12 protein-coding genes are annotated in these 14,154 nt (G+C 42.6%); all 12 read left to right on the forward strand.

The features are described 5' to 3' along the window. The first annotated feature begins 751 nt into the window (after nt 1-751). The 12 genes from PGQ33_RS17105 to radC all read left to right on the forward strand — a co-directional run bounded on the left by PGQ33_RS17105 (nt 752) and on the right by radC (nt 14,153). The gene (locus tag PGQ33_RS17105; RefSeq protein WP_416387083.1) at nt 752-1,123 is read left to right on the forward strand and encodes a hypothetical protein; all 372 of its coding nucleotides are present in this window, start codon (nt 752-754) and stop codon (nt 1,121-1,123) included. A 244-nt stretch (nt 1,124-1,367) separates the two neighbouring features. Then, nucleotides 1,368-1,565: a helix-turn-helix domain-containing protein gene (locus PGQ33_RS00005; protein WP_117558317.1), complete on the forward strand. Its 198-nt coding sequence runs from the start codon at nt 1,368-1,370 to the stop codon at nt 1,563-1,565. 310 nt (nt 1,566-1,875) lie between these two features. Further along, entirely contained in the window at nt 1,876-2,607 is a 732-nt protein-coding gene (locus PGQ33_RS00010; RefSeq protein ID WP_270205168.1) for a tyrosine-type recombinase/integrase, read from the forward strand. Then, nucleotides 2,598-3,035 (forward strand): tyrosine-type recombinase/integrase, encoded by a 438-nt coding sequence (locus PGQ33_RS00015; RefSeq protein WP_147326329.1) that lies wholly within the window; start codon nt 2,598-2,600, stop codon nt 3,033-3,035. Before PGQ33_RS00010 ends, PGQ33_RS00015 begins: the two co-directional genes overlap by 10 nt. Before the next feature lie 17 nt (nt 3,036-3,052). Then, nucleotides 3,053-5,704, forward strand: a complete 2,652-nt coding sequence (mutS, locus tag PGQ33_RS00020; protein ID WP_330376882.1) for a DNA mismatch repair protein MutS — start codon at nt 3,053-3,055, stop codon at nt 5,702-5,704. 33 nt (nt 5,705-5,737) lie between these two features. Beyond that, nucleotides 5,738-7,858: a DNA mismatch repair endonuclease MutL gene (mutL, locus tag PGQ33_RS00025; protein WP_270204999.1), complete on the forward strand. Its 2,121-nt coding sequence runs from the start codon at nt 5,738-5,740 to the stop codon at nt 7,856-7,858. Nucleotides 7,859-7,867: 9 nt separating this feature from the next. Further along, on the forward strand, nt 7,868-8,833 hold the full coding sequence (miaA, locus tag PGQ33_RS00030; protein WP_172676610.1) for a tRNA (adenosine(37)-N6)-dimethylallyltransferase MiaA: 966 nt from the start codon (nt 7,868-7,870) through the stop codon (nt 8,831-8,833). Beyond that, the gene (locus PGQ33_RS00035) at nt 8,833-10,128 is read left to right on the forward strand and encodes a methionine gamma-lyase family protein (protein ID WP_008370218.1); all 1,296 of its coding nucleotides are present in this window, start codon (nt 8,833-8,835) and stop codon (nt 10,126-10,128) included. Before miaA ends, PGQ33_RS00035 begins: the two co-directional genes overlap by 1 nt. Nucleotide 10,129: 1 nt before the next feature. After that, a complete protein-coding gene (locus PGQ33_RS00040) occupies nt 10,130-11,365 on the forward strand; it encodes an aminoacetone oxidase family FAD-binding enzyme (protein WP_195502648.1) in 1,236 nt (411 codons plus the stop codon). Beyond that, nucleotides 11,358-13,010 (forward strand): NAD(P)/FAD-dependent oxidoreductase, encoded by a 1,653-nt coding sequence (locus PGQ33_RS00045; RefSeq protein WP_270205000.1) that lies wholly within the window; start codon nt 11,358-11,360, stop codon nt 13,008-13,010. The genes PGQ33_RS00040 and PGQ33_RS00045 overlap by 8 nt, the downstream gene beginning before the upstream one ends. A gap of 105 nt (nt 13,011-13,115) precedes the next feature. Beyond that, the gene (locus tag PGQ33_RS00050) at nt 13,116-13,376 is read left to right on the forward strand and encodes a DUF4321 domain-containing protein (RefSeq protein ID WP_008370229.1); all 261 of its coding nucleotides are present in this window, start codon (nt 13,116-13,118) and stop codon (nt 13,374-13,376) included. A gap of 66 nt (nt 13,377-13,442) precedes the next feature. Then, nucleotides 13,443-14,153 carry a RadC family protein gene (gene radC, locus PGQ33_RS00055; RefSeq protein ID WP_008370231.1) on the forward strand — a complete coding sequence of 237 codons (711 nt, stop codon included), beginning with the start codon at nt 13,443-13,445 and terminating at the stop codon, nt 14,151-14,153. The last annotated feature ends 1 nt before the right edge of the window (nt 14,154 follow it).

Here is a 14,154-nt window from a genome sequence, read left to right on the forward strand (position 1 = left end):
ACAGGTGACGAATTTATGGATATTTTAGACAGAAAATAATGTAGTTAATTAGATAATCAATGTCATTTAGATAAGGTTTTTTATGATGAAAACAGTATATCATATGCGTTCATGCATTGAAAATACTGTTCAGTTAAGAAATGCTGTATTTTTTAGGTGCACTAATGCGTAGAAAGCAGGTGTATGATGAGTTCAAATCATTTTTTGTGTATGACAAAAAGACAGATTGCATATCTGCCTCATAACGCAGTATAATGGTAACGAGATTTATGCAACCCGATACATGAAATCCCTATTTCTCTTTGGACTGAGGTGGATAGGATATTTTCGATTGTACTTGACTGGTGTCAGATACTTTTGTATGAGAAGCATGGTCTCTGTTTCATCACCGCCGTGTTTGAGATATGCCCTGCATATGTTTACTGCGGTGGCGAAATTAATTTTATAGACGTGTTTGGTATTTTTAGATGTTTTTACCACAGCGTGAGAAGTCACTAATTCACAGAAATTATACAGAATCATACGAGCATTGATTTCCCCAATTAATACTAAATTGACTACTCCAGCATCACCTATTGATCATATCTTTATTAAAGGATTTATAAAAAATACATGTAGAGTGTCGCAACCAACAGAGTGTTCTGATCATTTAATTTTATGGGCTGAAGAAAAATAGTTAGTAGTTCTGAAAAATGGAATTATTTTTATCAAATTAATCAATACAGCCTGCTGGTTTGATCCAAAAAGCCCAATTTACAGCTTTGGGGCATTTATTTATCTGCTACTCATCATAATGTACTCATATTTTTATACAAATATTACTTTCAATGCGAGCGAAGTAGCACACAGCATTCAGAAAAGTGATGGAATTATCCCTGGAATAAGGTCTGGGCAAAATACAGTTGCATATTTAAAAAGACAGATGAAATCACTGATCTTTATCGGAGCAATCTGTATGTCCATCATTGCTATGGTTCCTATTTTTATCAGTGCACATTATGGATTATCCCGGCTGTCGTTTCTTGGTACATCAGTAATCATTACTGTGAGTGTAATTACTGATACAAAAAATCAAGTACTTAGTCAGCGACGCAGTAAAAAATATATAGCAAAGGCGGTGTAAAAATGTTTAAGAAAAAAGAAAAAAAAGATACAGCATCCGTGTTTTTCTATCCGTCATTAAAGAACACTATCGTCGATACTTTTTTTATTTTATTCATTGCGGCTATAGGAACTGCCACTTATTTTGGAATCGATATGATCATGAGTAAAATAATTTCGTTTATTTGAAAAAAGGCTGGGGAACCAGCCTTTTCCTATTTTTTACAAATTATTTCATATTGCTCATAGCTAAGGAGGTTTATTAATTGGAATATGCTAAGAAAAATACAGAGGATCCAAAACTTCTTTTATCAGTAAAAGAAGCCTGCAAGTTAACAGGAGTGTCCGAAAAAACAATGCGTTCTTTAGCTTATGAGCAAAAAATGATGGTGCGAATAGGAAAAAGAACTTTAATTCACAAAAAAAAATTAGAAAAATGGATTGACCATCAAGTGCGGCATTGAGTATTTTATCCTATAGTACCCAAAAAGAGCTTCTTGAAAAGCTCATTAAAATTTGATACTATTAAACGGATGAAGTACCTGTCCATGGGTCAAGGAAAGACAGGTGATCGTCATGGGAAAAGATCTAACAGGCAAAGAATTAGGAAAAGGGTTTACCTAACGAAAAGATGGGCGTTATCAAACACGCATATCCCTTGGAGGAGGAAAGAAACCGATATGCCTATATGGTCATACTTTAAAAGAAGTTAAAAAGAAAAGGGAAAAATTATTAGAAAAAACAAAATACGGATTAGATATAGACACACACAAAATAACTCTAAATCAGTGGTTTGAAAAATGGATGGAACTCTATATCGTAAATAGGATAAAAAAAACAACAATTCGAAATTATATCGATTCGTATAATCGGTGTATAAAATATATAGGCTATATGAAATTAGCAGATATTCAAATCACGCATGTTCAAAATATGGTTATTGAACTAGCTAACAAAGGCTATAAAAAATCCACTATCCGTTCTACTGTTTCTGTCGTATCCAGCTGTCTTGAAAGAGCTGTAATCGGAAAAATGCTTTTATTCAATCCATGCAGAGGGATTGTTTATCCGGAAATAACGAATAAAAACTTCAAACCGGTCAAAATGGCAGGACAGAATTTGAAACGCATGACAAATGACGAAATCATAAGGTTTTTTGATGTAGCAAGAGATACTCGATATTACGAATTATATATACTGCTTCTTTTTACAGGAATGCGGATTGGAGAGGCGTGTGCATTGGAATGGAAAGATGTTGACTTTCAAAACAACTATCTCCATGTGTATAAAACAATCAATATTGTCCCTGTTTATTACGATGACAACGGGAACAAACTAGATAGACCTTATTACATCAAGCAAATTACATCTCCAAAAAGAACCGCAAGTATAAGAAAAATCCCACTATTCAAGGCTGCAGTTGATGCGTTATATAGTTGGCACGAAAAACAGCTTGCTGACAAAAGAAAGTACAAAAAAAGTGGGGGATTAAAAATTTGTTATTAAATGATTATCCTCAATTGATTTTTACGACACAAGAGGGAAATTGTTTTATGCCGACACAGGCAGAAAAAGAGTGCCGACGGATAACTTCCATAATGAATAATCATGAAAAACAACAGGCACTAACAGAAAATAGGGAATATCATATTTCCAATATTCATCCTCATTTATTCCGCCATACGTTTATTACATTGTGTTATGAATCTCATATGGATCCAGCGTCTATAATGCTTATTTCCGGACATAATGATATTGATATGATGAAACATTATACACATCCGGACTCCGTATTTATTAACAGCGAGTTTAATAAATATACAGATTATATGCATAATTATTCATTCCGTTCAAATGCAACAATTGATCAGGATTTACAAATTTGGTCAAAAGATGGTCAAATTAGCATACCACAAACGCTGAAACCCTTATAAAATAAGGAGATTTTGATATGAGTAATGAATTAACACCGATGATGAAGCAATATATGCAGACAAAAGAGGAATACAAGGATTGTATCCTTTTTTACCGCTTAGGAGATTTTTATGAAATGTTCTTCGACGATGCTCTCACAGCATCAAAAGAGCTGGAAATTACTCTGACTGGAAAGAATTGCGGACTGGAAGAACGGGCGCCGATGTGCGGAATCCCGTACCATGCAGTTGACAGTTATCTGAACCGTCTGGTATCAAAAGGCTATAAGGTAGCAATCTGTGAGCAGGTAGAAGATCCGAAAACTGCAAAAGGAATTGTAAAACGGGAAGTTATCCGTGTAGTAACACCTGGAACCAACCTGGATACTCAGGGATTGGATGAAACAAAGAACAATTACATTATGTGTATTGTCTATATGGCAGACCGGTACGGACTTTCGGTTGCGGATGTTACAACCGGGGAATATTTGGTGACAGAACTGGATTCCCAGACAAAACTGATGGATGAGCTTTACAAATTTATGCCGTCTGAGATTGTCTGCAATGAAGCATTTTACATGAGTGGACTGGATTTGGATGATCTGAAAAATCGTTTGCATATGGCAATTTATTCACTGGAAGCATGGTATTTTGATGATGCACTCTGCCGGGAAACTTTGCAGGAACATTTTAAGGTGGCTTCTCTTGAAGGGATTGGACTTTCGGACTATGAATGTGGGATGATCGCGTCCGGTGCGCTTTTAAAGTATCTGGAAGAGACGCAGAAGAATTCCCTGTCTCACATGAGCCGTCTGACACGTTATGCAACGGGTAATTATATGGTTCTGGACAGTGCTACAAGGCGTAATCTGGAGTTGGTTGAGACTTTGCGTGAAAAGCAGAAAAGAGGATCCCTTCTGTGGGTACTGGATAAGACAAAGACGGCAATGGGGGCGAGAACCCTTCGGAAATATGTAGAACAGCCGTTGATCGACAAGAAATCCATTGTCAAAAGGCTGGATGCAGTTGCGGAATTGAAGGACAATGCTATTTGCAGAGAAGAAATCCGGGAATATTTGAATCCGGTGTACGATCTGGAGCGTCTGGTCGGGAAAATCACCTATCAGTCAGCAAATCCAAGAGACCTGATTGCATTTCAGAGTTCCCTTTCCATGCTCCCGTCGGTTAAATGCATATTAAAGGATATGGAGAGTGACCTTTTAAAAGAAATTTATGAAGAACTGGATCCGCTGGAAGAACTTTGTGATCTGGTCGGACGGGCGATTCAGGAAGAACCGCCGCTTGCCATGAAAGAAGGCGGAATCATCAAAGACGGTTATAATGAAGAAGTGGATCGTCTTCGAAAAGCAAAATCCGAAGGAAAGAACTGGCTTGCTGATCTGGAGACCAAGGAACGGGAAAAGACCGGGATTAAAAACCTGCGGATCCGTTATAATAAAGTATTCGGTTATTATCTGGAAGTTACCAATTCGTTCAAAGATCTGGTTCCGGATTATTATACAAGAAAGCAGACCCTTGCCAATGCGGAGCGTTATATCATTCCAGAACTGAAAGAGCTGGAAGATACGATTCTGGGAGCAGAGGATAAACTCTGTGCACTGGAATATGAGCTTTACTGTGAGGTGAGAAATACTATCGCAGCAGAGTTAACCAGGATACAGAGAACAGCAAAGGCAGTTGCAAAGCTGGATGTGATAGCTTCTCTTGCACTGGTTGCCGAGCGCAACAATTATGTACGGCCAAAGATCAATGAAAAGGGCGTGATCGACATTCGTGATGGGCGACATCCGGTGGTGGAAAAGATGATCCCGAATGATATGTTTATTGCCAACGATACTTATCTGGATGATAAAAAACAGCGCATTTCCATCATTACCGGACCAAACATGGCTGGAAAATCCACCTATATGCGTCAGGCTGCGCTGATCGTACTGATGGCACAGCTGGGATCCTTTGTGCCGGCGTCTTCAGCAAATATTGGACTTGTGGACCGCATTTTTACCCGTGTGGGAGCGTCAGATGACCTGGCAAGCGGACAGAGCACCTTCATGGTGGAAATGAACGAAGTGGCAAATATTCTGCGAAATGCGACAAGCAAGAGCCTTCTGATCTTGGATGAGATTGGAAGAGGAACCAGTACCTTTGATGGATTGAGTATTGCTTGGGCGGTTGTCGAGTATATCAGCAACAGCAAGCTTCTTGGGGCAAAGACCTTATTTGCAACCCACTATCATGAGCTTACCGAGCTGGAAGGCAAGATTAGCAATGTCAACAACTATTGTATTGCGGTCAAGGAAAAAGGTGATGATATCGTATTCCTGCGTAAGATCGTAAAGGGTGGAGCAGACAAGAGTTATGGTATCCAGGTCGCAAAGCTTGCAGGAGTGCCGGATCCTGTCATTAACCGCGCCAAAGAGATCGTAGAAGAGCTGGTGACAGCGGATATTACCGGAAAAGTAAAGGATATTGCGGTACAGGGAAGTGAGACGAAGAAAAAAACGCAGAAGAAGCTGGATGAGGTGGATCTGACACAGTTTTCTCTGTTTGATACCGTAAAAGATGATGATGTGTTAAATGAGTTAAAGGAACTGGATATCAGCCATATGACGCCAATGGATGCCATGAACAAACTGTATCAGCTGCAGAATAAGCTGCGGAACAGATGGTAGGCTGATCCATAAGAGAAAGGAAAGAAGAATCGAATGCCGCATATAGAATTGCTGGATCAGATTACAATTGATAAGATAGCAGCCGGGGAAGTGATTGAACGCCCGGCTTCTGTTGTGAAAGAGCTGGTGGAAAATGCGATTGACGCAGGATCTACAGCGGTGACTGTGGAGATTGAAGAGGGCGGGATTTCTCTGATACGAATTACGGATAATGGTTGTGGGATCGCGAAACAGGACGTGGAAAATGCATTTCTGCGCCATTCGACCAGCAAAATCCGCAGTGCAGAGGATCTGACAAATTTGTCTTCTCTTGGGTTCCGCGGAGAAGCGTTGTCGAGTATTTCGGCAGTTGCAAGAGTGGAACTGATCACAAAGACAAGAGAAGACGTATTTGGGACAAAATATATCATAGAAGGCGGAAAAGGAAGAACGCCGGAGGAGACCGGAGCGCCGGATGGGACGACCTTTCTGGTGCGTCAGCTATTTTTCAATACACCTGCCAGGCGCAAATTCCTGAAGACGCCGATGACAGAGGCAAGCCATATCAGTGATCTGCTGACCAGACTTGCTCTTTCGCATCCGGATATTTCCTTCCGGTTTATCAACAATGGACAGGTAAAGCTGCATACTTCCGGAAACGGGAAGATGAAAGATGTCATTTACCACATTTACGGACGGGAAATTGCGAACAATCTGATCCCACTGGAATTTGAAAAAGATGGTGTAAGGCTGTCCGGATATCTGGGAAAGCCAGTGATTAACCGTGGAAATCGAAATTTTGAAAATTATTTTGTCAACGGGCGTTATGTAAGGAACAGTATTCTTGCAAAAGCGATTGAAGATGGATACAAAGATTTTACGATGCAGCATCGTTATCCGTTTGTTGCATTCCAGATTGAGATCAATCCGGAAAAAATTGATGTAAATGTGCATCCATCCAAGATGGAACTTAGGTTCAGTAACCAACAGGGGATTTACAATCTGCTTTATGAGGCGATCAGTAAGGGACTGCATGAGCCGGAGTTGATTCCGGAAGTGGAAATGTCTGAGATCAAAGTACCGGGAATGTCTGAAAAAAGACAGGAAAAGAAAACTGTTATAAGAGATGCGGGGAATCCATATCGGGCAGATGGCACTTCACCCAAGATGCGAAAGAGTTCCGTTCAGGAGGGGGCAGAGCGAGCGGAATCCTGGTCGCAGTCAGAGATGCCGTCAGCAGAACTTCAGACACAGATAAGTACAGAAAAGACAGTCTCAACCGGTGACGAAAAGCTGGATTATTTTATGCAGAAGATGAGGGAGCGGGTTTATGCCAGTCATCTTGCAGAAGCAAAAGAAGAGCAAGAGAAGAATATCGGTGCTAAAGAGACAAAGATGGCTGCATTAGATGAAAATCCGGCTGTAGATATCCAGAATAAAGGAGCAGAAAACAGAGCGTATTCTGATAAAAGTAAAGAAAAAACAGAGCGTGATCCAGAAAAAACAGAGTCAAATCTGTTTTTGAAGGATTTGAAAGCAAAAAAAGTAAAACAGTTAGATTTGTTTGAAGAGCAGATTTTAAAGAAAGAGGCAAGACAGGAATACCGGATCATCGGACAGGTCTTTGAAACCTACTGGCTGATCCAGTATCGTGACAGCCTCTATATTATAGACCAGCATGCCGCACATGAAAGAGTCCTTTATGAAAGGGCCCTTGCAGGAATGAAGAAGAGAGAGTATACTTCACAATACTTGAGCCCACCGATCATCCTGAGCCTTTCTATGCAGGAGATTGATGTGTTGGAGACATTTAAAGACCGCTTTACGGCAATCGGGTTTGAAATTGAGCCATTTGGTGGTGACGAGTACGCAGTTCGCGCAATTCCGGATAATCTGTTTGGAATCGCCAAAAAGGAACTGCTTCTTGAAATGTTGGATTCCCTGTCGGATGGGTTATCGACCAGTCTGGAACCAGAGCTGATTGACGAGAAGATTGCATCCATGTCCTGCAAGGCGGCTGTCAAAGGAAATATGAAGCTGTCCTATGCAGAAATGGATGAACTGATCAATGAACTGTTGTCCCTGGATAATCCATATCATTGTCCGCATGGCAGACCAACGATCATTGCGATGACAAAGCGGGAACTGGAAAAGAAATTTAAGCGTATTGTGTAGGAGAAGAACATGACACAGATGACAGAGAAGAAAAAGCCACTGATCATATTGACAGGCCCAACTGCTGTCGGAAAGACGGCTGCGTCGATTGGCCTTGCAAAAGCAATTGGAGGAGAGATCATTTCGGCGGATTCGATGCAGGTATACCGGCACATGGATATTGGTTCCGCGAAGATTTTGCCAGAAGAGATGAAAGGTGTGAAACATTATCTGATCGATGTGCTTAATCCGGAAGAGGAATTTAATGTAGCTGTTTTTCAGAAGATGGCAAAAGATGCAATGGTAGAGATCTATAAGAGAGGACGTATTCCGATTGTTGTAGGTGGCACGGGATTTTATATCCAGGCGCTTTTGTATGACATTGATTTTGAAAAGGGAGAAGAAAACACTGCCTATCGAAAGAAGCTGGAAACGTATGCAAAGGAGCATGGTGCGCAGGCACTCCATGACAGGCTGCGGGAAGCGGATCCAAAGTCGGCAGATGCAATTCATGCAAATAATGTAAAACGGGTGATTCGTGCTCTGGAATATTATCATGAGACAGGAACAAAGATTTCCGAACATAATGAAGCAGAACGGGAGAAGGATTCCCCGTATCAGTTTGCGTATTTTGTTCTGAATGATGTGCGTAGCCGTTTGTATGAGCGGATTGATCGACGTGTGGATCTGATGGTGGAGCAGGGGCTTGTAGATGAGGTGACTGCTTTAAAGACCAGAGGATGCACAAGGGAAATGGTTTCAATGCAGGGACTTGGATATAAGGAAATTCTGGATTATCTGGATGGAAAGAATTCACTTGAAGAAGCGGTAACGATCCTGAAAAGGGATACCCGTCATTTTGCAAAACGTCAGTTGACCTGGTTCCGCAGAGAGCGGGATGTGAACTGGATCCAGAAAGAGGAATTCGGATACGATGAAGAGAAGATTTTGCAGGCAATGCTTGCGATACTGAAAGAAAAGGAGATTACAGACTAATGGATATCAGTCAGAAAATACAGAAATTATATGAACAGACCGGAATTTCACCGGAAGTTCATGACTTTGGAGAAAAAATTGAAAAATCACTGAAAGAACGTTTTGATAAGATCGATAAGATGGCAGAGTTGAATCAGCTGAAGGTCATTCATGCCATGCAGGAAGCAAGGGTGAATGCAGAATGCTTTAACTATGCATCTGGCTATGGATACAATGATTTCGGAAGAGATACGCTGGAAAAGGTGTATGCAAATGTCTTTCATACCGAAGATGCGCTGGTAAGACCACAGATTACCTGTGGAACCCATGCACTTGCTTTAACACTTTCTGCAAATTTAAGACCTGGTGATGAACTGCTTTCCATCGCAGGAAAGCCTTATGACACACTGGAAGAGGTCATTGGAATCCGCCCATCCACAGGTTCCCTTGCAGAATATGGAGTAATCTATAACCAGGTGGACCTGCTGCCGGACGGAAGCTTTGACTTTGATTCGATTGAAAAAGCGATTGGCGAGAAAACAAAGCTGATCACGATTCAGCGTTCCAAAGGATATCAGACAAGACCGAGTTTTTCTGTGGATCAAATTGGGGAAGCAATTGCATTTGTCAAGAAGATCAAACCGGAAGTCATCTGTATGGTGGATAACTGCTATGGTGAATTCGTAGAAGAAAAGGAGCCAAGTGATGTGGGTGCGGATCTGGTTGTCGGTTCCCTGATCAAGAATCCGGGCGGCGGACTTGCCCCGATCGGTGGCTATGTGGCTGGAAGAAAGGATCTGATCGAGCAGTGTGCTTACCGCCTTACTTCTCCTGGACTTGGAAAAGAAGTGGGTGCTTCACTTGGTGTGATGCAGTCGTTTTATCAGGGACTTTTCCTTGCACCGACTGTTGTTGCAGGTGCATTAAAAGGTGCTATTTTTGCGGCGAATGTATATGAAAAGCTTGGTTATGCAGTTGTACCGGACGGAAAAGAGGAACGCCATGATATCATTCAGGCGGTAACACTTGGAAGTGCGGAAGGTGTAATCGCATTCTGTCAGGGAATCCAGGCGGCAGCACCGGTTGACAGTTATGTAACACCGGAACCGTGGGCAATGCCGGGATATGACAGTGATGTGATTATGGCGGCAGGGGCATTTGTACAGGGATCGTCCATCGAACTGAGTGCAGATGGACCGATCAAAGAACCGTATGCAGTATATTTTCAGGGAGGTCTCACCTGGGCGCATGCAAAACTTGGTATTTTAATGTCTCTTCAGAAGTTATATGAAAAAGGAATTGTAAAGGAATTATAGAATGAAAAAAAGAGTCATCATCATCGGCGGCGGAGCAGCTGGCAGTATGGCTGCACTTACGGCGGCGCAGAACGGCGCAGATGTACTGCTTCTGGAACAGAATGAAATAATTGGCAGAAAAATACTGTCGACGGGTAATGGCAGATGTAACTTTACCAATCGTTTTCAGGATCCATCCTGCTATCGAAGCGACAATAGCGGATTTGCATGGAAATCAATCGGAAAATTTTCTGAGCCTGAGACAACGTCTTTTTTTAAAAATCTTGGAATTTATCCGAAGGATAAAAATGGCTATCTGTATCCCTGGTCCGAGCAAGCCTCGGCAGTGAGGGAAGCGCTGGAGTCTGCGCTGAAACTGGCAAAGATCCGGATTCATACCGGAGTTCGCGTATTTGGGATCATACCAAAGAAAAATGGTTTTCAGATCAGTTTTTCAAAAGATGGGAAAAAAGGAATGATTTCCGGTGAGGCTGTGATCCTTGCGGCCGGATCAAAGGCAGCTGCAAAGCTAGGGAGTGACGGAAGTGGATATGACCTGGCAAAAATGCTGGGACATAAGCTGGTTCCGGTTGTCCCGGCTCTGGTACAGCTCCGGTGCAGGGAAAAGCTGTACCGGCAAGTCGCAGGCGTGCGTACTCATGGAAAAGTAACGGTTTTTATCGATGGGACAGAAACGGCTTCTGATATCGGCGAGCTGCAGCTTACGGATTATGGTATTTCCGGGATCCCGGTTTTTCAGATCAGCCGTTATGCGGCGAGAGGTCTGTATGAAAAGAAAGAAGTTTTTGCAGAACTGGATTTTATGCCGGATTTTGGAGATGTAGAATTTTTGCAGATGTTAAAGGAACGGAAGATAAGGCTGGATGGTCTTGTGATGGAACAGTATTTTAATGGGCTATTCCACAAAAAGCTTGCCAGTGCGCTGCTTAAGAGAATTGGAATTTCAGGAACAATGCCGGTGCATGACCTTGGTGAAGAGAATCTGGAAAGACTTTGCCGGATCTGTAAGCATTTCCGGACTTATATTGATAAGACAAATCCGTTTGAACAGGCGCAGATCTGTGCGGGTGGTGTAGATACAAGCGAGATTGATCCGGACACGATGGAGTCGAAGCTTGTAAAAGGACTTTATTTTGCAGGAGAAATTCTGGATGTAGATGGAATCTGCGGAGGTTACAATCTGCAGTGGGCATGGACCAGTGGTTATCTGGCAGGGAAAGGAGCGGCAAATGCTTAGAATCAGTCAGCTGAAGCTTCCGGTTACGCATACGGAAGAGGATTTGAAGAAAAAGATTGTGCACACACTGATGTGCAGGACAGAAGCGGTACAGAGCTATGAGATTATCAAGCAGTCTCTGGATGCCAGAAAGAAGCCGGAGCTGTTCTATGTCTATACTGTGGATGTAAAAGCGGACAATGAAAAACAGCTTTTGAAGATGCTTACCAGAAAAAAGCGTGCGGGCAATGTGCAGCTCCATGAGGCAATGCCATATATTTTTCCGGCAGGAGGCAACGAAAAATTGAAGTTCCGTCCGGTGGTTGTCGGATGCGGTCCTGCCGGACTTTTCTGTGCGTATTTTCTTGCAGAATATGGGTATCAGCCGGTTCTTCTGGAACAGGGGGCACCGGTAGAAGAGCGACAGAAAGATGTTGAGGAGTTCTGGAAGACGGGGGTGCTGAAACCGGATTCTAATGTGCAGTTTGGAGAAGGCGGAGCAGGGACGTTTTCAGACGGAAAACTAAATACACTGATCAAGGATCCGGTGGGGCGCAATCGTAAGGTGCTGGAGATTTTCGTGGAAAACGGAGCACCAAAAGACATTCTTTATGTGAATAAACCACACATTGGAACGGATATTCTACGGACTGTGATCAGAAATATGCGGGAGAAAATCCTTGTGTGGGGTGGTGAAATCCATTTCCATACACAGATGGCAGAGGTCCTTTTTACAGAAAATACAAGGCGGATCAGAGGGATCATATATGAAGATCTTCTGAAAAAAGAAAAAGAAGAAATACAGACGGAGACGCTGGTTCTGGCACCGGGACACAGTGCGCGGGAGACCTTTGCGATGCTCTTCGAGAAAAAGGTTCCGATGGAGGCAAAATCCTTTGCGGTTGGTGTACGTGCAGAACACCCGCAGGAGTTGATCAATCATTCCCAGTATGGGGATGCAAAGGCATCTCTTCCGGCAGCAGCCTATAAGCTGACTGCAAAACTGCCGGATGGAAGAGGTGTATATTCGTTCTGTATGTGTCCGGGAGGCTATGTGGTTAATGCGTCTTCGGAGGAGGGATATCTTGCGGTCAACGGAATGAGCTATCATGCCCGCGACAGCCACAATGCCAACAGCGCAATCGTTGTGACGGTTACACCGGAGGATTTTGAAAGCGACCATCCGCTTGCCGGAATTGCATTCCAGAGAAAACTGGAAAAGGCAGCTTACAAAGCAGGAAAAGGAAAAATTCCGGTACAGAGATACGGGGATTTTTACCGGAGTGTGACCGGAAAAGAAAAGGGAAAAACCGAAGCAGAAGTCTGGTATCAGGGACATGAGCCATGTATGAAGGGTGCGTATGAAGAAACAGACCTGGCGGGGATTTTTCCGGCAAAGATCAGTAGCGCGCTGGTGGATGGGATGGAAGATTTTAACAAGAAAATTCGAGGATTTTCGCATCCTCTTTCCATTCTTTCCGGAGTGGAGAGCAGAACCTCTTCGCCGGTACGGATCGTAAGAGATAGTAATTCGCTGGAAAGCGTGATTGGAGGACTTTATCCTTGCGGAGAGGGCGCAGGATATGCTGGCGGGATTACGTCGGCGGCAGCAGACGGTATTAAAATCGCAGAAAAAATTCGACAAAAATATGCACCGTTTTTATAGAAAACAGCTGTGTTAAGAAAAAAATAATATTTAAAAAGTCTATACACGTTTTTTAAAATATGCTAAAATGATACCAGTTTGTGATTCAAAAGAGGAGGAGTACAGATGAGAGGAGCCGGAAGTAAGAATGCCTGGGCTTTATTTTTGCTGATTCTGGCAGGGATTGTTCTGGGTGGCTTTATCGGTGTGCTTGCAGAAGGGGTTCCAGCACTTAGCTGGCTTTCTTATGGACAGACTTTCGGGGTAGAGACACCGATTGTTTTGAACCTCGGACTTGTCGTTATTACGTTTGGTCTTACGATTAAGATCACGATCGCAAGCATTATTGGAGTGATTATCTCCATATTCATTTATCGTTTCTTATAGGATGTATAAAGCATCCCATATACAAGGGTGGAGTGTCTGGTGTGAATCAACAAATCCTGCAAAAGGATGAATCAAAAAAATACCATTCGAGAAATGTTATCAGAAGAGCGGCCATATGAAAAATGTGAACGCTTTGGGGCGGGCAGTTTAACAGATATTGAATTGCTCGCTGTTTTGTTAAGGACTGGAACAAAGGGAGAGAGTGCACTGGATCTTGCCAGGAAGCTTTTTTATCCCGGAGAAGGTACACAGCCACAAGCCAAAGCCCATCTTCAAAGCTGGACAAAAGAAGAACTGCTGAAAATCAGTGGAATCGGAAGAGTAAAGGCTATTCAGATCTTATGCCTTTGTGAGCTTTCCAAGAGAATGTCCCAGCTTTCAGCCAGAGAAGATCTGGATTTTTCAAGACCGGATACAATTGCAGCATATTATATGGAAGATATGCGCTATTACAGGCAGGAGCATTTGAAACTGCTGATGCTGAATACGCGTTCCAGACTGATCGGAGAAAGCGAAATTTCGAGAGGGACAGTAAATATGTCCGTAATTTCCCCGAGAGAGCTTTTTATAGAGGCATTGCAAAAGAACGCAGTCTATATTATACTGTTGCACAATCATCCAAGTGGTGATCCGATGCCGAGCAGGGAAGATATTCTTGTGACACAGCGCATCCGGGAGGGCGGAAGCCTTCTTGGAATTGAACTTCTGGATCATATCATTATTGGTGATAACTGCTATGTATCACTCGCAGAGCAGAAGCTGCTTAAGGAAAAGTAGT

It is taken from the genome of Coprococcus sp. AM100_B19A (assembly GCF_027662015.1).
GTDB lineage: Bacteria > Bacillota > Clostridia > Lachnospirales > Lachnospiraceae > Allocoprococcus > Allocoprococcus comes.

What these genes read in the sequence shown, in the direction of transcription:
- PGQ33_RS00045 (WP_270205000.1), top strand. Translation starts at nt 11,358, where the DNA reads ATGCTTAGAATCAGTCAGCTGAAGCTTCCGGTTACGCATACGGAAGAG.
- mutL (WP_270204999.1), top strand. Translation starts at nt 5,738, where the DNA reads ATGCCGCATATAGAATTGCTGGATCAGATTACAATTGATAAGATAGCA.
- PGQ33_RS00040 (WP_195502648.1), top strand. Translation starts at nt 10,130, where the DNA reads ATGAAAAAAAGAGTCATCATCATCGGCGGCGGAGCAGCTGGCAGTATG.
- PGQ33_RS00035 (WP_008370218.1), top strand. Translation starts at nt 8,833, where the DNA reads ATGGATATCAGTCAGAAAATACAGAAATTATATGAACAGACCGGAATT.
- mutS (WP_330376882.1), top strand. Translation starts at nt 3,053, where the DNA reads ATGAGTAATGAATTAACACCGATGATGAAGCAATATATGCAGACAAAA.
- miaA (WP_172676610.1), top strand. Translation starts at nt 7,868, where the DNA reads ATGACACAGATGACAGAGAAGAAAAAGCCACTGATCATATTGACAGGC.
- radC (WP_008370231.1), top strand. Translation starts at nt 13,443, where the DNA reads ATGAATCAAAAAAATACCATTCGAGAAATGTTATCAGAAGAGCGGCCA.
- PGQ33_RS00050 (WP_008370229.1), top strand. Translation starts at nt 13,116, where the DNA reads ATGAGAGGAGCCGGAAGTAAGAATGCCTGGGCTTTATTTTTGCTGATT.